This is a genomic window from Colwellia sp., assembly GCF_013215345.1.
GTDB lineage: Bacteria > Pseudomonadota > Gammaproteobacteria > Enterobacterales > Alteromonadaceae > Colwellia.
The window spans coordinates 1-19838 of record NZ_JABSOV010000041.1; the positions used below are offsets into that span (position 1 = coordinate 1).

Here is a 19838-nt window from a genome sequence, read left to right on the forward strand (position 1 = left end):
CTGAGTCTTGCGCCAATTGCTGTGAATATGGCTATGGGCAAAACGGGTGACGGTGCTGCGGAACTTTTCCCTTATGTGGACTCTTTAATCGTTTCAATGTCAGCTTTACTTACTACGGTATTAGTTGCGACCTTAGGTAAGGGGATTTTTCGCTTAATTCCAATTATGGCCGGTGTAATTGTCGGTTATATGATGGCATCAGTTATGGGCATGGTGAGTACTGAAGCTGTTGCTAATAGTGAATGGTTTGCCATTCCTAACTTTATAACCCCTGAGTTTAATCTAGCGGCGATTCTATTTATGCTACCGATTGCCATTGCTCCTGCAATTGAACATGTCGGTGATATTTTAGCGATAGGTAGTGTTACCGGTAAAGATTACACTAAAAGTCCAGGCTTACACCGAACACTATTAGGTGATGGTTTAGCCACTTCTTTATCTTCGCTATTTGGTGGACCACCCAATACTACCTATTCAGAAGTTACCGGGGCAGTAATGCTCACTAAGATGTTCAACCCTCTCATTATGCTTTGGGCTGCCGCTTTCGCTATTGGCTTAGCATTTGTTGCCAAGTTTGGCATTGCCCTGCAAACTATTCCTGCGCCAGTTATGGGCGGTATACTGATTTTGCTTTTTGGTTCAATAGCGGGAGTAGGTATGAACATTATTGTCAAAGCTCAAGTCGACCTTGCTGATCAGCGTAATCTGGTAATTGTTTCAACTACCCTAGTCTTTGGTATCGGTGGTATGACTATTGGAAATGCTGATTTTAGCCTAACCGGCATTAGCTTATGTGGTTTAGTGGCAATCGGATTAAATGCTTTTTTGCCAAAAAATCAGCTTGAATAAAAGCAAAGCGAAGAGGGGTAACTAAGCATACCTTGCTTATAAACCTCAAAGTGGCTTTGTTATATTTCACATAGTGAAATTGTATTTCATTAGATTTATTTATTGGGCTGCTGATTATTGGTGTACCATTGTGCTATCTAAAGTTGTAAGTCTGAAATAGAGAGCATTGTTATGAAATTAGAAGTTTATCTTTCCGGTGAAATTCATACCGATTGGCGCGATAAAATTATTCAAGGTTGCCAAGAAAGTGATTTAGATATCAGTTTTACTTCTGCGGTCACCCATCATGAAACTAGTGACGGTGCTGGTGATCACCTTGGTGCTGAAGAGCAACAGTTTTGGCGCGATCATAAATCAGCTAAAGTGAATGCTATGAAAACCAAAACTTTGATTGAGCGATGTGATATTGCGGTTATTCGTTTTGGTGATAAGTACAAGCAATGGAATGCTGCTTTTGATGCTGGTTATTGTGCTGCACTGAATAAGCCTTATATTACTTTACATAGTGAAGATATTATTCACCCGTTAAAAGAAGTTGATGCCACGGCTCAAGCTTGGGCGACCAGCGTTGAACAAGTGATAGCCACGTTAAAGTACATTAGTAGCAAGTAGCAAGTAGCAAAAATATTAGCCACTATTGCATTAGTGGCTAATAAATTTAGATAGCTGTACTCCAGCCAAATCCCATCGATTTTCCTGCGACGCATTGCGCTTTTAAAGTAGCGAACAAGACCAAAAAATATTCATGACACTCCCTTTTAAGCATTTTTATAAAAGTTTTTTGCGTAGCTATGGCCAAGTTATGTTACAAGGCAATGCTATTACTGGCTTGTTATTCCTGCTCGGAATTGCTTTAAACTCTCCTACTATGTTGTTGGGCAGCACCTTGGCAATAATATCAGCTTGCGCTGTAGCCAGATTATGTCGATATGATGTCAATGCTGTGCGACAAGGCCTATATGGTTTTAATGCGGCACTTGTGGGTGTAGCAGTCTTTCATTTTCTCCCGGTTAGTTTTATCTCTCTATTTGTTGTTATTGTTGGCGGGACTTTTTCAACGGCGCTAATGCACTTTATGATGAGCAGAATGACAAGTATTCCTGCTTTTACCACGCCTTTTATTCTATCTACTTGGTTGATACTGTTATTCATTAATTATGCTGAATTGAACAGTGTAGTTAGTAGTACTCTTGATATGGGTGATGACGTAGGCATGAATGCCGCGACAGTTGCTAGCTATTTTCAGGCGAGTATGCGTGGTGTCGGTCAAGTAATGCTGCAAGAATACTGGCTCTCAGGTGTATTTTTTCTCTGTGCATTATTCGTTAACTCTCGAAAGTCGGCCGCTTGGGCGTTTATTGGTTCGGCAGCAGGTATGTTGATTGCTATTGGCTTTAGCTTTCCTCAAGAGAAAGTCATGATGGGACTGTATGGTTTTAATAGTTGTCTAGTCGCTATCGCACTGGTCGGTCGCTATCCAAATAAGCAGTGGTTGATCTTTTTTGCTATTGTATTTGCTGTTTTACTTACTCGGGGATTCGAGTTGGCAAACATACCAGCACTAACCGCGCCTTTTGTTATAACCACTTTACTGGTCATAGCCTTAGTAAAAATACAAACTAGTTATGTTAATAAAAGCAATGCCAAACCAGCTTAAGCTAAGTCTTTGCCATACCGAGAAACATTACTCACTACTCACTACCATGTTTAACGCCAGCCGATGCTAGCTTTAAGGTAATTCCGTCGAGCTTGCTAGATCTTTTACATCATTAGCTGTCAATAGAGCAAAAAACGACATAAAACAGGGATTAGCACACTTCAAAACGATACCTTGATTCAGTATGCTCTAGCCATGCATTATTAAAGGTTTCAAATCAATTATATTTTCGAACAGCATTCGCCAGTCGATGAACGTTTTTTTCGCTGCCGTAATCTTTTTACCAAGCTCAATGATATTCTCTAAAGCCAGTGCTAACGAGATTGGCGTTTATTACCTTATCTCTGCCGATAATAGCAATGGCCAAGGCGCTAGTGCTTCAGAAGCTCAATTAAAAAGTGGTATTGAACAGCTTAATAGTGATTTTTCATCACTAAATATTAGTTTTTTTTTACTCGATAAAATCTATTTAACCAATGATGATGTTGCTGGCATACACGAGGGTAAATGGGATACTGATAATGAAGAGCAAGTTCGGCCCTTTACACATTATGGTGCTTTGAATATTGTTGTAGCAGATCTTGATGGTAAAAATGGCCATGCTTACTGGAGTTACGAAGCGACCGACTTGATTGAAGTGGAACCAGAAGACTTAGCGACGTCGACCATCTCCCATGAATTTGGCCATAACTTAGGTTTGCTGCATACTTACCAAAGCATTGATGATGGCCCGATAACATTATTCGAAGGAACCGACGGCTGGCAATATGGCGATAAAGTTATTGATACTGCGGTAGATCCCGGTGAGCGAGATTATTATAACGATTGCTCATATTCAGCCAGCGCTATCGACGAAGCGGGTAACACCTATCACCCTGATGGTTTCAATATCATGGGTAAGGGGCAAAATACCTGCCGTAACCGCTTTAGCCCTGAACAAATCAAACGCATGAACAGGGTATACTCAGTGATAAATTCCATCTGTTAAATAGCTTTGGAAGTGCAGCAAACCCGACTTGTCTTAATACTGTTATTCACACCGAGCAAAATTTACAAGAAGGCTTTAACTACAACGAAGAGGTACTAAGTAATAGTTGGCGACAGGATAGCTACCTTGATGACTTTAACTGGAAATATTATAACTACCCAGTACCTCAAATACGGGGGCTAGCGATCCTCAAGAAGGGCATACTTTCCTACATATTGATGCTTCCCATGAATTACTCTCAGCCAATGATAGTATCAATCTCATTAGTCCATGTTTTACTTTTGCAGCAACCTTTACGGCAGCCACAACAGCAGACTTTACCGCTGAGCTAAGCTTTTATTATTCTATGTATGGTGCTGATATGGGATCGTTAAAGGTAGGTGTTACTCAAGATAATGCCGTCAGTTGGCAAAATATTTGGCACAAATCTGGTCAGCAACATACAAGTGCTAGTAGTTGGTCACTTGCAACTATTTCACTTACGCAATATAGCGCTGCGCTGTTTCAATTACGCTTTTCAGGGCAGGTTATAGGCGGTAATAAAGGTGATATCTCATTAGACAATATCAGTGTTACCACGACTAATTCGCCGGCTGTTGAGGAACTTGATCAGCAAGTTGATGACATTAGTTTTACTGAGCAAGATGCGGTTGAATTATCGGTATTGGTTTATTCGCAAGAATTTGTTATCTCTGGTATGAATACTGAAATAGAGTTGAGTATAGAAAATGGTGAATCTGCTTTTTCTTGCCAATCGGATAACTATATAAACGAGACGATTAAAGTAAAGGAGGGCGATAGCTTATGTGTACGTCACATCAGAGCCCGTTATTACACCCGAAGCTAACTATTGCACTTGTGCCTGGATAAGAGGGGATTAATACCGTAGAAGAGCAGCAAGCGAGTGCTGGCTCTATGATGTGGTTATTGTTATTTGGCTTAGTCTTGCGGGGAGAAGTACTAGAACCGTACTGCGGGAAAGATAGCCGCGCGATTACTGTGGTAAGTAAAGTCAGCTAAATCCGCAATACAGCTTAGTTAAGCTAGCTAGAATCAGCTTAACTAAATAAAATTAAGCTGAGCTAATTTAAGCAAAGTTAAGGGGATTTAAGTTAAGTTCAGTTGCAAGTTATCAATCAAACGCGCTTTACCGCAATGTGCTGCCGCTAAAATCACTAACTCAGTGTCATCTTCACTGGCTGGTTGCAACGTTTGTGCATGGCAAATGTGTAAATAGTCAGTATGTAAACCTGCGTGATTTATTGCCTTTGCAGCTTGTTTTGCTAAGCCGATAAAATCGATACTTTCTTGCTGAGCAAAGCCTGAACTAATTTGTTTGGCTAACCATGTTAAATTTTTCTGTAGGGCCGGCGCAATTGCTATTTCTTCTGGCGTTAAATAACCATTACGAGAACTTAAAGCTAAGCCACTTTCTTCTCTGCTAGTTTTTACAGGTACTATGGTGATTGGCATCGACAAGTCTTCAACCATGGTTTGAATCACTTGAACTTGCTGGTAATCTTTTAAACCAAAACAAGCGACATCAGGCTGGACTAAATTAAATAATTTACATACTACCGTGGCAACACCGCGAAAATGGCCAGGACGACTTTCTCCACAATATCCTTCCGAAACATTAGGTACTTCAACAAAGCTTTGTTTGGACAGTCCTTTGGGGTAAATGATGTCAGGTGTAGGTGTAAATAATAAATCGGTACCTGCGTCAGTTAATTTTTGTTGATCATCATCCATAGTGCGCGGGTAACTAGCAATATCTTCATTGGCGCCAAACTGCATTGGGTTGACAAAAATACTGGCGACAATTTTATCAGCATGTTTATGGGCTTCAGCCACTAACGAAATATGACCCGCATGCAAGTTACCCATAGTAGGGACAAAAGCTATGGTTAAACCTTGTTGACGCCATGCTTTTACTTGCGCACGTAATTCACTTATTTGACTGACTGTTATCATAAATTTATCTTGTCGTTATTTATTAATAGTTATTTATTATTAGTAGTTTATTGCTAGAACTTAATTGCTAAGTGTTACTTAAAAATATGCTCATCACCAGGGAAGTTACCTTGACTCACTTCACTGATATAAAGCTCTACCGCTTGTTTAATGTCACCGGTATCTTTTAAGAAGTTACGTGAAAACTTCGGCATATAATTACAGGCAATGCCTAAGGCATCGTGCATTACTAAAATTTGTCCATCAGTATCTTTACCTGCGCCTATACCAATCGTTGGGATAGTAAGCGCTTTAGTGATGGCTTCACCTAAGCTTGCTGGAATACATTCAAGCACTAACAATTGCGCGCCAGCGCCTTCTAGTGCTTTGGCATCGGCAATCATTTGCTCTGCTTTATCATTTTCACGGCCTTGAACTTTAAAGCCGCCAAAAATATTAACAGATTGTGGTGTTAAACCTAAATGAGCGCAAACAGGAATACCGCGCTCAACTAAAGCTGAAATAGTGTCATTAAGCCAAGCGCCACCTTCCATCTTAACCATGCTAGCACCGGCTTGCATTAATACTGCAGCATTGGTTAGTGCTTGCTCTTGCGTGGCATAACTCATAAAAGGCATATCGGCAATAACAAGGGTCTCTTCAATCCCACGTTTTACACAACGGGTATGATAGGCCATGTCTTCAATGGAGACAGGTAGTGTGCTGTCTTCCCCTTGTAAAACCATGCCAAGCGAGTCACCAATTAAAATGGCGTGTATGCCTGCTTGATCAAATAGTTTGGCAAAACTGGCATCATAGGCGGTGATTGTTGAGATCTTTTCGCCTTGTTGTTTCATTTTTAGCAAGCTTGCGGTGGATATTTTAGCCATGATATTTCCGAATTTGTTAATTAGCTTATTAAGCTGTTTGCTATAAGCGGTTAGTTCTAATTATTATAGTGCTAAGGATTGTATTGCTAATATCTAAGATTCCACTATTTTTTATTTAAATAGTTATTATTGCAATATTATAATTTTACCATGCCATTGCTATTGATCTCATTGGCAATAGTGTTGACTGAGGTGCCGTCTGGTAAATACAAATTAGTCGCAATCTCTGCAAGCGGTAACAAGACAAATTCACGTAGCTTCATACCGTAGTGAGGCACAGTTAAACGGGCATTGTCGATAGATTCATTACCATATAATAAAATATCACAATCGAGAATGCGTGCGCCCCAGCGATTATCTTTTCGCACTCGACCGGCAGCATTCTCTATTGCTTGTAAGGCGTCTAACAATGCCAGTGCTGATAAGCTAGTTTCTATGGAAATTACTGCGTTGATATAGTCATCTTGATCTTGAGGACCCATAGGTTTACTCAAATACAGTGAAGATAATGCACAGACTCTACTGTTTTCAATATTGGCTATTGCTTTAGCTGCATTGCTTACCTGTAGCCTTGGCTTTGATAAATTGCTACCTAGTCCTACATAAACAATAGTGGTGGTTGGCATCAGCTTGTTATCACTATTCAGTCGGTTTGCTGTTGGGCTTACGGCGTCTTCTTGGCGCTTTACGTTTAGTGCCTTGAGGTGATTGAACACCTCTAATCATCTGAATACGGGCGTCATTTGTCACTTCTTGAAAGTCTGTCCACCACTGTGCTAATTCATTAAGTTCAGTTGTTCCTTCAATTTGTGCGCGTAATAGCAAGAAGTCGTAACCGGCTCTAAATTTAAGGTGTTCGAATGTCTTAAAAGCTCGTTTACCTTCGCGGCGAGCTAATTTCTCTTGCAGAATCCAAATATCCTTAATGACCGCTTGAAAGCGCTTAGGAATGGCAATACTGCGTTGCTGCTCTGGCATTATTTCATTCAAGGCGGCAAAGAATACATCTTGCGGAGTAAGTTGCGTGGTTACTTTAATTCGTTGAATATGCTTTTGTAATGGGTACCAAAGCAAGGCAGCAAATAAAAATGCTGGTGTTACCCGTTGCTCGTTATTGATGCGTTTGTCGGTATTTTCCATCGCCAATTTAATGAAGGCGAGCAAAAACTCTTGTTCTTCTGGTGCTTGGTTAAGTGCTTGCTCAACGGCGGGAAAGAAATAACCAAATAAGTTATAACTACGCAATTGCTCAAAGTTAGCCACTGCTTTACCGGCAATAAACATTTTCAAGAATTCTTCAAATAAACGAGCGGCGGGAATATTGGCCATTAACGAAGAAAGCTCTTTAATCGGTGCTTTAGTCTCATCACATATTTGCATATCGAGCTTAGTGGCAAAGCGGATCGCACGTAACATACGTACCGGGTCTTCACGGTAACGAGTTTCAGGATCGCCAATTAAACGGATAACTTTATCTTTTACATCTTGCACGCCATTGGCAAAATCATACACTTTGAAATCTTTGGTCGAGTAATAAAGCGCATTGATGGTAAAATCTCTACGCTCAGCATCTTCTTCAATGCTACCGTAGATGTTGTCACGCAATAACATGCCATCTTCACTTTGCTTAGAGGTTTTCTTGCAACTTTTATCTTGTTCAGAAGCATTATCATGGTGGCCCCTAAAAGTGGCAACCTCAATGATTTCTCGCCCAAAAACAATATGGGCTAAACGAAAACGTCGACCAATTAAACGACAGTTTCTGAATAATTCTTTAATTTCATCAGGTGTTGCGTTAGTGGCAATATCAAAATCTTTAGGTTCTAAGCCTAATAAAATATCACGAACACCACCACCAACAAGATAAGCATCAAAGCCACTTTTATTTAAGCGGTATAAAACTTTCAGTGCACTTGGGCTTAATAATTGACGGGAAACAGGGTGCTGATCTCGGGAAAAAACCAAGGGATTATCAAAAGATGCAGTAGCAATATTAGTTTTGTTACTGGCGCTTTTTTTTGCGTTCTTTTTAGGGGTCGTTTTTGCGATAGTTTTACTCGTTTTTCTAGAGAAAACTCTTTTGCATAAATTTATAACGCTTTTGATAGTCACAGGCCTTTAAGACAGACATAAAATAGTGGCGCAATGATATAACAGTGCAGGGCAAAAGAGAATAACAGAGAGAGTAAATAGCATGAAAAAGCAGCTAAAGTGTGGCAGAGAGAGAAACACGACTATGACAGCACGCTTTTCTTTCTCTAATCTAATCTAAAGTTGGATAATGACTGAGGTATTAGCGTTCAGTCATTATCCAACTTGGTATCGCTACCAAGGTAATGTTTCACCATTAGAGTGCTTAAATACGCCTGAATCGGCCATGGTTAAGTTGTCCATTAAAGTGATTAATCGCTCTGCTGCGACATCGGCGCTGATATCACCATTGTTTAAAACGCCATCGCTATTGACCATCTCAGTTTGCACGTAACCTGGGTGATAAATACCAACAGCGATATTTTCTGCACTAAGGTCTCTTGCTAATGAAACTGCGGCAATATTTAGTGCTGCTTTTGACATGCGATAACCGTATCTGCCACCAGAAGTATTGTCAGTGATGGAGCCCATTCTTGAGGTGATTAAGCCTATTTTACTATCCGCAGATAAATTACCGAGTAAAGCGTGGCTCAAGCATAGTGGTGCCAGAGCATTAACATTAAATTGCTCGATTATGGTCTGTTGATTTAAGTCGCTTAGTTGTTCATCACGTAAAATACCGGCATTGTTGATCAATAAATCAATGCTAATACCACTAAGGGCAGAGACCGCAGTATCGATACCTGCTTGTGTGGCAATATCAACCTGCGCTACCACATTGACGCCAAGGGCATCTAATTGCGCAGAGCTTTGACGACACAGTGCATAAACGCTATCGCCACGTTGTTGAAAAATTTTAGCCATGGCATAACCGATACCACGATTAGCGCCTGTAATTACAATAGTCTTTGCTGTGTTGGTAGACATAATATTTCCTTTTATTTATGAATTTAGTTTGTCGTAGCTTAGTGCCAGTAGTGCTAAAACGCCTAGTTTTCAGTACCTTTTGTTAAGTGGTTATAGAGGTAAGATAGTTAATCAATGTTTATTTCAACCTTATTGGGTACACGGCTTCGTTGCCAATTTTTAATTGCCCATTGAATTATTTCTGCAACGCTCGCACCCGCTAACTCAGGCTCAGGTGATTGTCCCAAGAATGCTAGTGCGGCAATAAGTGCGGGTTGTGGTTTTTTATTCTTAATGGCCGGCGCTTTGTTTTGTTTACTCAATTTATATCCTTGGCGGGTTATTGCTAAGGGGATATGACCGTATTGCGGCGTGGTACAGGGTAAAAAACTAGCGTTTAAGGTTTGATAAAACGTTAGTTGTCTGGCAGTGGGTTCAAGTAAGTCACAGCCTCTGACAACATGGGAGATATTTTGGGCTATATCATCGGCAACTACAGCAAGCTGATAGGCAAATAAGCCGTCTTTACGGTGAATAATAAAATCCTCATCCGCTAAGGCTTGATCGCACACCACTTCACCTTGAAATATATCATTAAATTTATGTAAACCGTATTGGTTAACAAGTCTAATGGCGCACCCCGATGCTTGATGATTAGCGCTGCGACAATGTCCTTGATATATGCCACCGATAGACTTGATTTGGCCACGTGTACATTGGCAGTAATAGCTTAGTTTTTGCTGTGTTAGGCTAGACAATATCTCACGATAATATTGACTCTGCTGGCTTTGGTAAAGTTCAGTTTCATCCCAATGCAAGCCAAAAGCGGCAAGTGTCGTTAATATTGCTGAGCTAGCGCCTTGTTGTTCACGAGGAGGATCAATATCTTCTAGGCGAAGTAGCCACTTTCCTTGCTCACCATTAGCATTAACAAAGGCTTTTGCATCAAGAAAACTCGCTAGAGCAGCGATAAGAGAACCAAAGTGGAGTAAACCAGAAGGGGATGGAGCAAAGCGACCACGATATTGAAGAGCCTTATTAGGCTCCAGTGGTCGCATATTATGCAGGTTTTGCATTGAACTATTGCTAACTAAAAGTTAGTTAAAGTTAACTAAAAAATTAGCCCGCCATTTGACGTTCTTTAATTTCAGCTAACGTTTTACATTCAATACAAAGATCGGCAGTAGGACGGGCTTCTAAACGACGAATACCAATCTCAATACCGCAAGAGTTACAAAAACCAAAGTCGTCATCTTCAATGAACTGTAAGGTTTTCTCAATTTTCTTGATAAGTTTACGCTCACGGTCTCGTGTACGTAATTCAAGACTGAACTCTTCTTCTTGAGCTGCTCTATCCACAGGATCTGGAAAGTTAGCTGCTTCGTCTTGCATATGCGATACGGTACGATCAACTTCCTCACGTAACTGTACGCGCCAAGCATCTAAAATTTTCTTAAAATGCTCTTGTTGAGGTGCTCCCATGTACTCTTCGCCAGATTTTTCTTGATATGGCGCAACGCCCGCTAATGCAAGAATACCTAATGGCTTGTGTTTCTTTGTTGGCATGCTTATTCTCCCAATGCTACATAGACCAAGGCGATTTATTAATATACCACGTTTTATGTGGTACAACGCCTCTGTTGTAAGTGCCAATATTTTATATATGACCCGATGAATCAGGACTATATTGTGTCGCTCATGATAAAAATCAACAAATTAGCTAAAATAATTATTTTGTCTAACTTTATCAACTAGTTAATGGCAATGATAATTTTCGTACTGATATTTAAAAATTTTGAGCAAGCTTTTTTAGCAAGTTTTACTATGACTAGTCAATCATTATCGTTCAATAAACGAAATTTTTTTAGATAAACTCATATTAAGCTCACCTTGTTTGAGCGAAAAGTCGGCTTTGTAGGCGATTATTTCAACACCAGCATGTTTGGCCTCTTTGAGTAACTTGGCATAAGTAGGGTCAACATGGCTGGCGGCAGCAACGTCATTAATACCACTATGTAAGACAGCAAATAATAAAACGGCTCTATGCCCCTGTTCTACCATATCCACTAATTCACGCAAATGTTTTTGACCGCGTGTGGTAACAGCATCGGGGAAATAGCCGTGGCCACTTTCTAATAATGTCACTGATTTCACTTCAATATAGGTATCTGGAGCATCATCATAGCTGGCTAAAAAATCTACCCGACTGTTTTCATTGCCGTATTTTACTTCTCGCTGTAATAAATTAAAGCCGCTGAGTTCCGTAATTAAACCTTTGTGCAAAGCCTCTTCGACTAATTGGTTGGCCCGTAAGGTGTTGACGCAAATAAAATGATCATCTTGGCTTTGAGTGATTTCCCAGCTAAAAGGGTATTTTCGTTTAATATTAGTTGAAGTGCTATACCAAACGGTATCGGCAGGCTCAGCACAACCTTTCATCGCCCCAGTATTGGCACAATGTATGGTGGTTTCTTTACCATTGGTAAGTTCAATATCGGCTAAAAAACGTTTATAACGCTTAATTAATTTGGCGGCTTGTACTTGGAGTAACATATTAAAATGAGCTCATACCAATTGAAATAATGAATCGACCAACTTAGAGCTTCAGTAGCGAGCTTAAAACAAACAAAATGAGTTAAACATAGTTATTCTATATTTCATTCATTTTGCGATGTTATCAGTTTGCTACTGAGTTCCCGAAGGGCGAGTTTAAAAGGCCTACATGCGGCGTTATTGATTTTGACAAGGACGCTACATGGATGCTGCTTATTAGATAATGCAGGAGCCATTATCCTGAATAACCATTCTCTTCAATCAATGCCTTGCCTCTAAGCCTTTTAATTCTCGCTAAGTGGTGCATTCATTAATTCAATTGGTATTACGATTGTTTCGCCCATCATAACGAAGTTTTATAGGTAAAGTAATTTTAATTCACTCGGGATTTTTTTTGTTGTTTATTGTTTAATAGGGTTGCTTGCTCAATAAAGTCATTGAGCCAATTGCTCGCACTATCGCTATCACTAAATACATGAAAGTCAATTTTACAATCGTGGTAAATACGTTGTAATTGCATTTGCTGCATATCGGCATAAGCACTATTTAGAATAACTACCGCGATAGCAATCATGCCCCTTTGTTGACGATATTGCGCAGTTTCCCGTAATTGCTGTTCGGCTTCAGGGGTAAAAACACTATTGCCACGAAAGGTGATTAAAGAACCCCAGGGCTCACCAGTCATTTTCTTGGTGAGTATTTTTATATCATGGTGGTATTGCTCTGCTGTCACCTCATTAAAAGGCCCTTGTGCATCAACCAACAAAATATTATCTTGCTGTTCAATAACATAACGTCCATGTGCTGAGTATTCCATGTCATTTCCTCTGTGATTAGTGCTAATTAATTAAAGGGGGAACGTTTATTAATAACAGTATTTAAATAACTTGCCAAGTAAGCATAGATAATTTTTTTTGCAAGTTTAATTAGGTGTTTTTAAGGCTTAAATAATGTCCGGAAGATAAAGGGATTACGCTAAGTTATTGCTATTTTGTTTATTTCCAACCAAGTTGTTCTTCAAAATCTTGGTCTAATTTAATGGCAAATTCTTTTGCATGCATCGCTACCTGTTCTAATTTTTTTTCTTCCTCATTTTTTGGTTCAAATTTATTTACTTTGACCGGATAACCGCTCTCATCTGTAGCCATAAAGGTGATAAAGCAGCGATTGGTAACCACATAACTTTGCTCTTTAGGGTCACAAGCTCTGACCACCACATAAATATGCATACTACTGCGACCAGTGTGTACTATTTGTGCGGTCACTGTGATCATTTGACCCACTAATATCGGGCGAATAAAGCGTATGCCGTTAGCAGAAACGGTGACGCTGTAACGCTTACTCCATTTTGCTGCACAAGCATAAGATGCTTGATCAATCCACTTCATCACCATACCGCCGTGCACTTTACCGCCAAAGTTCACATCGGTTGGTTCAGCTAAAAAACAAAATTCAATCATGTTATCGAGAGTTTTTTTCATCGCAGAGTTACCTTGAAAGGCTGTTGGTAAAAGATAGTTTTATTATAGACAAAATCAATTGCTTATCGAACTATACCAATCAGGTTAAATAACTGGCCAAATTTCAATAAGGGTAATATTCAAGTTCAAGGCATGTGAATAGCGGGCTATTGGGATTGGACACAACGCTGGCATTGGATATTTTAACCATTTGAAGATAGGTAATTAATTACTCTGATTGGTATTATGCCCGGCAAGTAATAATTGTTATGATAATGGTCATTTTATTCATAAGTTTATTTTATCGATGGCTGTGACTACTTCTTTACCCATAGAAGCAATTAAAAAACAATTTTGCCAAGCCCTTGGTGAGCAAAATACGCTTATATTATCGGCCCCCCCTGGGGCAGGTAAGTCAACCTGTTTACCTTTATGGTTATTAACCTTGCCTAGCTTGGCTGATAAAAAAATATATTTGCTGCAACCTAGACGTTTAGCGGTTAAAAATATAGCCACTTTTTTAGCAAAGCAACTCGATGAAAACGTAGGTTTAACCATCGGTTATCGATTGCGTAATGATAGTAAAACCTCTAAAAACACCCGTCTTGAAGTGATCACTGAAGGGATATTAACCCAGATCATTCAAAAAGATGCCGAGTTATCAGGTACAGCATTAGTCGTTTTCGATGAATTTCATGAGCGCAGTTTACAAGGGGACTTAGCTTTTGCCCTTACCCGTGAAGTACAAACAGAGTTGCGTGATGATTTAAAAATACTGCTTATGTCTGCAACCCTAGACACTGAGTATTTAAGTAAGGCTTTGCCTGATGCACAGCTACTAAGCAGTGAAGGAAGAAGTTTCCCTGTTGAAGTGAGTTACCAAGCGCCTAAGAGTCACCTGCGTTGGCGTGATCATGCGTTGGCGGTTATCAAAGATAAAATGTTTAACCACATGGGTTCAATATTAGTTTTTTTACCTGGCGTCGCAGATATTCGTTTTTTAGTTGAGCGTTTAAGCACTCAGCAAAGCGGAGGGGCCAAGATTTGCCCTTTATTTGGTGAGCAAAGCTTAAAAGAACAGCAACAAGCGATAGCGCCCTGTGCAGATGGTCAGCGGAAAATTGTTTTAGCCACTAACATCGCGGAAACCTCGCTAACTATAGATGGCATTGATCTGGTTATTGATTGTGGCCTAGAAAAAGTGGCTATTTATGATAGTGCTAGTTTAATGAATAAGCTGATGCAAAAGCAGATAGCGAAAGCTTCAGCTATACAAAGAGCTGGGCGTGCCGGGCGATTAATGCCTGGGCATTGTATCCGCTTATATGGCAAAGATGATTTTGAGCGCAGGCCGCAACATAGTGTTAATGATATTCAACAAGCAGACTTATTACCCACCCTTATTGAAGCGGCGCGTTGGGGCGTTTCTGCATTAAAAGAATTACCCTTATTAGAACTACCGAGTAAAACTAAAGAGAGCCAAGCTTGGCAAGAGTTACAAAGCTTGGCTATTGTCGATGGCAAATGCCTACTGACCAAACATGGCGAAAAAGTAGCAAATTTACCTTGCCACCCACGTTTCGCTCATATGATCTTAATGGCAGGCAAACATGGTGAACAAACAAGGTTATTGGCTTGTTTAATTGCGGCATTACTTGAAGAACGTGATGTTTTTAAGGGCGAGCAGGCGAAATTCGATTGTGATTTAAACCATAGGTTGCAATTACTTATTAAAGCTAACAGTCATAAAAATCCATTGTTAACACGGGTTATACAACAAGCCAATCGACTTGGCCAACATATGAACTTGCGTTTTAGCGCAAACTCATTGGAATTATCAAAAGCGGGTCTACTGCTGGCTTATGCGTACCCTGAAAGAGTTGCCATGGCCCGCAGCAGTCATGGCGATTATATTTGTGTGAATGGTAAAGGGGCATCAGTGCATGAGCAAGACGCTTTAGCCACAGAGAGCTTTATTGTTATTGCTCAGGCAAGTCAGCGTGATAATCAGTTACATGTACGTTTAGCTAGCCAACTGAGCTTGACAGAAATTACCGAAGTTTTTGCTGAGCAAATCAAACAGCAAGATATAGCCAAATTTGATAATAAGAGCGGTAGGATAATAACGCGTAGACAAACATCATTAGGGGCAATAGTGCTAACAGAACAGCCTTTAAAGCAAGCTATCACAACTGAAGCCATTAGTGAAATGTGGTGTCAGCTGGTCAGAAAAAAAGGTTTGAGCTTTCTACCTTGGCAGGGCAAAGATTTAGCACTAAAATCACGTTGGCAATGGTTAAATAACTACTTTCCAGAATATAATTTAGCGGCTATCGATGATAATAGTCTATTGGCCGAGCTAGCAATTTGGTTTGCCCCTTTTGTCGGTGATATTAAATCCAAAGCACAGCTAGCTAAGTTAGACTTGTCACAAATGTTATTATCTTTACTTAACTATCAAGAACAAAAAATATTAAAGCAAGCGGCGCCAACTGTTTATATTGGACCCACTGGACGCCACTGTCCCATTAGCTATGATTTAGAGCGTTCGCCTAAAGTTTCACTGCCTATGCAAGAACTCTATGGCTTAACACAAACGCCCAATATTGGTGTTTTAGTGGGGATAAATGAACAAAAGCAGGGAGTCCCTTTGTTACTAGAGTTACTTTCTCCTGCACAACGACCTATTCAAGTAACACAAGATTTAGTTAAATTTTGGTCAGGCAGTTATCAAGCGGTGCAAAAGGACATGAAAAGCCGTTATCCTAGGCACTATTGGCCAGATGATCCTGCCAATGCTAAAGCAACCAATAAAACTAAACGCCATATAAAAGAATAATCCAGTTAGCTAACTTGGCTAAATAACGAAGCTAAATAAATAAGTATATCGAAGAATAATGTCAAAAAATAAAGTAAAGAAACGCAGCGGAGCATCAGTTAACAAAAGTTCTCTTTTCGCTCGAATCGCAATCACCTTAGGTAAATTAATGATTTCGCTCATTTTTGCCCTAGGGATTTATTCAATTTACCTTGATGCTAAGATCCGACAAACGTTTGAAGGACAGCGCTGGCATGTACCAGTGCAAGTATATGGTCAGCTGCAAACATTACAACTAGGTGAGCGTGCTAATCTAAAAGAAATAGCGGAGTCACTGCTCCTTAATGGCTATAAAAAAGTTAGATATGTTACTCGGTCTGGGCAGTTTGCTTTATCCAAAAAGCGCTTAGCCATTTTTCAACGTCCATTTGACTTTGCCGATGGCGTAGGTCATGCGCAGCAGTTAAGTATTGAAGTTGTCAGTGATATTGTGGCTGCTTTGAGTGTCGATGAACAAGCTGTAGCGCAGCTAACCCTAGAGCCACAGTTATTGGCGCGTTTAGTGCCTGATAATAAGGAAGACCGTGTACTGGTGTCCCTTGAAGAGCTTCCTAGTCAGTTAATAGATACTTTATTATTAATTGAAGACCGCGATTTTTATCACCATCATGGTGTTTCACCTGTAGGAATTTTTCGCGCACTAATTAATAATATTCGAGCCGGACGTACCGTACAAGGTGGCAGTACCTTAACGCAGCAGTTGGCAAAAAATATGTTTCTTAGTCGAGAGCGAACACTTTCTCGCAAGATTAAAGAAGCACTGATGGCATTAATTTTAGAATATCGGTACAGCAAAGACCAACTATTAGAAGCCTACATTAATGAAGTCTATTTGGGTCAAAACTATGCCAATGGCGTGTATGGCTTTGGCTTGGCCGCACAGTTTTATTTTGGTAAATCAATTAATCAATTAAGTAATGCTCAAATGGCTTTATTGATAGCACAAGTCAAAGGACCAAGTTACTACGACCCTTGGCGTCATCCTGAACGTGCGATTGAGCGCCGTGATCTTGTTTTAAGGTTAATGTTTGAGCAACACTTGTTATCACTGGCAGACTTTGAACAAGCTGCGGAGTCTACTTTATCTATTCGGTCACATAGGCGCTTTGCTAAAAAAAATTATCCCGCTTATTTGCAACTTGTTAATGCCGAACTTAATCGACATATTTCAAGTTTTACTCAAAAATCAGGTATTAAAGTTTTTACCGGCTTTTCGCATCGCAGTCAGCAATTATTAGAGCAAAGTGTTGCCGAGCAATTACCACGGCTAGAACGACAATATAAACAAAGTGGTTTAGAGGTCGCTATGGTGGTCACCGATATTGCTAGTGGTGAAATTAGAGCATTGGTTGGCGGTAGGGAAAGTGGTTATGCGGGCTTTAATCGAGCAGTTAACGCTAAACGTCACATAGGCTCTTTAATTAAACCAGCGATTTATGCTGCGGCATTAGAGCGTTTTCAAGAGTATAACTTTGCTACTATCCTTGATGATAAGGCAATAACCTTAAAAAGTGGCTCAGGTAAAAAGTGGCAACCAAAGAATTATGATGGTAAATATCGTGGGCAAGTTTCATTAATTGAGGGCTTGGTCTACTCGTTGAATATACCAACGATTAACCTTGGTATGAGCTTAGGTTTAGATAATGTTGCCGATACCATTAAAGCTTTAGGCTTTCAGCATAAACTGAAAATGCGCCCGTCAGTATTATTAGGCGCAATTAACATGTCGCCCTTGGAAGTTAATCAATTATATTTAACCATTGCTGGCAAAGGTTATGCGCAAAAGAGTCATACCATCACCAAAATACTGTCTGCTAAAAATGAGACGCTATGGCAACAGCAGCAACTAAGTGAACAGCGGTTATCTACCAATACCGCATATTTACTCGATTATGCGCTTGCCCAAGTGACCCAAACGGGCACGGCTAAGTCACTGACTTGGCGTTTAAATAATCACATGGTCGCGGGTAAAACGGGTACCAGCAATGCCTTACGTGATAGTTGGTTTGTCGGCTATGACAATAGCCATCTAGTTACTACTTGGCTAGGAAAAGATAATAACGCACCTACAGGATTAACAGGCAGTAGCGGTGCACTAACATTATTCGCCAACTTTATGAAAAAACAAGGTGTGGTAAATAAGGTTACAGAAAAACCTGAAGGTATAGTTATCACTTTGTTTGAGCAACAAACAGGTAATGCCGTTACCGAGGAGTGTGCTAATACAGTGATTTATCCTGCTGTTAGAGCAGGAATAATTACTTCTAAGCAGTGTCTACAAGAGAAAGTTGATCAGCGCTCTTGGTTTGAGAAGGTCTTTGGTGAGTAGTTATGGCATTAACCGTAAATATGAACGCTCAAGAATATCCTGTTGAGCGTTCTTATTTAGCCATCATCTTAAAAAGTTACTTTAACTTTTGATAATGCAGCAACATCAGTAATACTCACATTACCAATACTTTGTTGTAGTCTAGCTGCGGTTTTATCTGCGCCATAACTTTCAGCAAAGCTAATGACATCTTGACCATTACAGACTAATTTTAATGCTACGGTTTTATTTTTGAGACGGTACCCTTTTGTGGTGCTATTAAGTTTTAAAATACTATTGCTCTTAGCGGCTTTACAAACATTAATTAATGCATTTTCTAAATAGGGGTCCATTGCTGCTTGGCTAGGTAAGCTGATAGCTATCAGGGGTAAAGAGGCAGCAAGAGCAACTAAAGTTTTTTTAATCGTAGTCATGGTAATTCTCCAAAGTGTTTTTATAATTCGTTAGTGTTTTATGCACCTCGTTATGTAATGCACACCATAATAGTGGCCTGTTTTTAGTTAAAAGTTGTAACCATCCACCCAGAGGATGTAAGTAAAAATCAATTGTTTAATGCTAGATTTTTGCTAAGTGATTGATTGCTTGTTTATTCAACATTTAACTTAGGATTTAGCTGAAATTAATATTTACATTTGGTGGTAATTTGACATACGAAACTTGCTGTAGAAGTAATTAATCTTGCGGTAATTGACTAAGCCTATAAAAATTTAGTAGCCTTAGTGCTGTTTAAATAACCTTTTAACTGTTTTTACATACTGTTTTTACATACAGTTTCCGTTGGTACTGTGTTATTGTAGTTAAAATTATCGGGAAATAAGTTAATTTAATGCCTTTGGTATTAAGTTCATAACGATGTAGCGAGCGCTAATTGAGCTCAAATGTAGGAATGGGGAAAACTAATGGCAGTTGAAAGTCGGTTTGTAGTGATTAGAAACGGGGTAGAGGCGAAAACATTTATGGATAAGAAATCAGCAGATGAATATGACAAAATGTTGGATATGGCTGATAACTTAAGTCAAGTTTTCTCTCAATCTCCGGTAGCCTTAAGTGATAGTGCTAATGAAGAGTTAAGTATTTATTTAGCGCAACATAGAGACGATGTACTCGTGGCACTGTTGGCTAAAAAGCCGACAAAAACAACGGTTAAAAAGCCAGCTGAAAAAATAATTGCTGCACCTATAGCTGAAGTTGTTAAAAGTGAAGAGAAAAGTTCTACCGCTAAAGTAAAAAAGAGCAAAGCTAAAACCGCGACAGCAAAATTAAGTGCAGCAAGTTAATCAATGA

General features: G+C 39.7%; 18 protein-coding genes and 1 pseudogene. 8 read left to right on the forward strand and 11 right to left on the reverse strand.

All coding sequences use genetic code 11. The annotated features are described in order from the left end of the window. From HRT50_RS08275 to HRT50_RS08295, 5 genes and pseudogenes are all read left to right on the forward strand, one after another. A partial coding sequence (locus HRT50_RS08275; protein ID WP_291613300.1) for a solute carrier family 23 protein occupies positions 1-849 on the forward strand: 849 nt, incomplete at its 5' end. 171 nt (positions 850-1020) lie between these two features. Next, the gene (locus tag HRT50_RS08280; RefSeq protein WP_291613301.1) at positions 1021-1461 is read left to right on the forward strand and encodes a YtoQ family protein; all 441 of its coding nucleotides are present in this window, start codon (positions 1021-1023) and stop codon (positions 1459-1461) included. 133 nt (positions 1462-1594) lie between these two features. After that, positions 1595-2506, forward strand: coding sequence for an urea transporter (locus tag HRT50_RS08285; RefSeq protein ID WP_291613302.1), 912 nt, complete (start codon positions 1595-1597; stop codon positions 2504-2506). Positions 2507-2756: 250 nt separating this feature from the next. Further along, the gene (locus tag HRT50_RS08290) at positions 2757-3494 is read left to right on the forward strand and encodes a M43 family zinc metalloprotease (RefSeq protein ID WP_291613304.1); all 738 of its coding nucleotides are present in this window, start codon (positions 2757-2759) and stop codon (positions 3492-3494) included. Between the two features lie 196 nt (positions 3495-3690). Beyond that, a pseudogene (locus HRT50_RS08295) lies at positions 3691-4341 on the forward strand (hypothetical protein); the annotation flags it as partial. Positions 4342-4601: 260 nt separating this feature from the next. On the opposite strand, the gene panC reads toward HRT50_RS08295, so the two are convergent. The 10 genes from panC to HRT50_RS08345 form a co-directional block, all read right to left on the reverse strand. After that, complete coding sequence (panC, locus tag HRT50_RS08300) at positions 4602-5468, reverse strand: pantoate--beta-alanine ligase (RefSeq protein ID WP_291613306.1); 867 nt, start codon at positions 5466-5468, stop codon at positions 4602-4604. A gap of 74 nt (positions 5469-5542) precedes the next feature. After that, positions 5543-6337 (reverse strand): 3-methyl-2-oxobutanoate hydroxymethyltransferase, encoded by a 795-nt coding sequence (gene panB / locus HRT50_RS08305; protein ID WP_291613308.1) that lies wholly within the window; start codon positions 6335-6337, stop codon positions 5543-5545. A gap of 137 nt (positions 6338-6474) precedes the next feature. Next, a complete protein-coding gene (gene folK, locus HRT50_RS08310) occupies positions 6475-6963 on the reverse strand; it encodes a 2-amino-4-hydroxy-6-hydroxymethyldihydropteridine diphosphokinase (protein WP_291613310.1) in 489 nt (162 codons plus the stop codon). 13 nt (positions 6964-6976) lie between these two features. Next, positions 6977-8449 (reverse strand): polynucleotide adenylyltransferase PcnB, encoded by a 1473-nt coding sequence (gene pcnB, locus HRT50_RS08315; RefSeq protein WP_291613312.1) that lies wholly within the window; start codon positions 8447-8449, stop codon positions 6977-6979. A 213-nt stretch (positions 8450-8662) separates the two neighbouring features. Next, positions 8663-9355 (reverse strand): SDR family oxidoreductase, encoded by a 693-nt coding sequence (locus HRT50_RS08320; protein ID WP_291613314.1) that lies wholly within the window; start codon positions 9353-9355, stop codon positions 8663-8665. 107 nt (positions 9356-9462) lie between these two features. Then, positions 9463-10410: a tRNA glutamyl-Q(34) synthetase GluQRS gene (gene gluQRS, locus HRT50_RS08325; protein ID WP_291613316.1), complete on the reverse strand. Its 948-nt coding sequence runs from the start codon at positions 10408-10410 to the stop codon at positions 9463-9465. Positions 10411-10453: 43 nt separating this feature from the next. Then, positions 10454-10900: an RNA polymerase-binding protein DksA gene (gene dksA / locus HRT50_RS08330; protein ID WP_291613318.1), complete on the reverse strand. Its 447-nt coding sequence runs from the start codon at positions 10898-10900 to the stop codon at positions 10454-10456. A 273-nt stretch (positions 10901-11173) separates the two neighbouring features. Continuing rightward, positions 11174-11887 carry a DNA/RNA nuclease SfsA gene (gene sfsA / locus HRT50_RS08335; RefSeq protein ID WP_291613320.1) on the reverse strand — a complete coding sequence of 238 codons (714 nt, stop codon included), beginning with the start codon at positions 11885-11887 and terminating at the stop codon, positions 11174-11176. A 373-nt stretch (positions 11888-12260) separates the two neighbouring features. After that, positions 12261-12704, reverse strand: coding sequence for a hypothetical protein (locus tag HRT50_RS08340; protein WP_291613321.1), 444 nt, complete (start codon positions 12702-12704; stop codon positions 12261-12263). A 178-nt stretch (positions 12705-12882) separates the two neighbouring features. Next, a complete protein-coding gene (locus HRT50_RS08345) occupies positions 12883-13368 on the reverse strand; it encodes an acyl-CoA thioesterase (RefSeq protein ID WP_291613323.1) in 486 nt (161 codons plus the stop codon). A 286-nt stretch (positions 13369-13654) separates the two neighbouring features. Between HRT50_RS08345 and hrpB the strand changes: the two genes are divergently transcribed. Together hrpB and mrcB are read left to right on the forward strand one after the other, a co-directional pair. Continuing rightward, positions 13655-16186, forward strand: a complete 2532-nt coding sequence (gene hrpB / locus HRT50_RS08350) for an ATP-dependent helicase HrpB (RefSeq protein WP_291613325.1) — start codon at positions 13655-13657, stop codon at positions 16184-16186. Between the two features lie 148 nt (positions 16187-16334). Continuing rightward, positions 16335-18554 (forward strand): penicillin-binding protein 1B, encoded by a 2220-nt coding sequence (gene mrcB / locus HRT50_RS08355; protein WP_291613327.1) that lies wholly within the window; start codon positions 16335-16337, stop codon positions 18552-18554. A 68-nt stretch (positions 18555-18622) separates the two neighbouring features. Here the strand turns inward: mrcB and HRT50_RS08360 are convergent, their stop codons facing one another. Further along, positions 18623-18967, reverse strand: coding sequence for a DUF3718 domain-containing protein (locus HRT50_RS08360; protein WP_291613329.1), 345 nt, complete (start codon positions 18965-18967; stop codon positions 18623-18625). A 486-nt stretch (positions 18968-19453) separates the two neighbouring features. Between HRT50_RS08360 and HRT50_RS08365 the strand changes: the two genes are divergently transcribed. Beyond that, positions 19454-19831 carry a YebG family protein gene (locus tag HRT50_RS08365; protein ID WP_291613331.1) on the forward strand — a complete coding sequence of 126 codons (378 nt, stop codon included), beginning with the start codon at positions 19454-19456 and terminating at the stop codon, positions 19829-19831. Positions 19832-19838 lie beyond the last annotated feature (7 nt).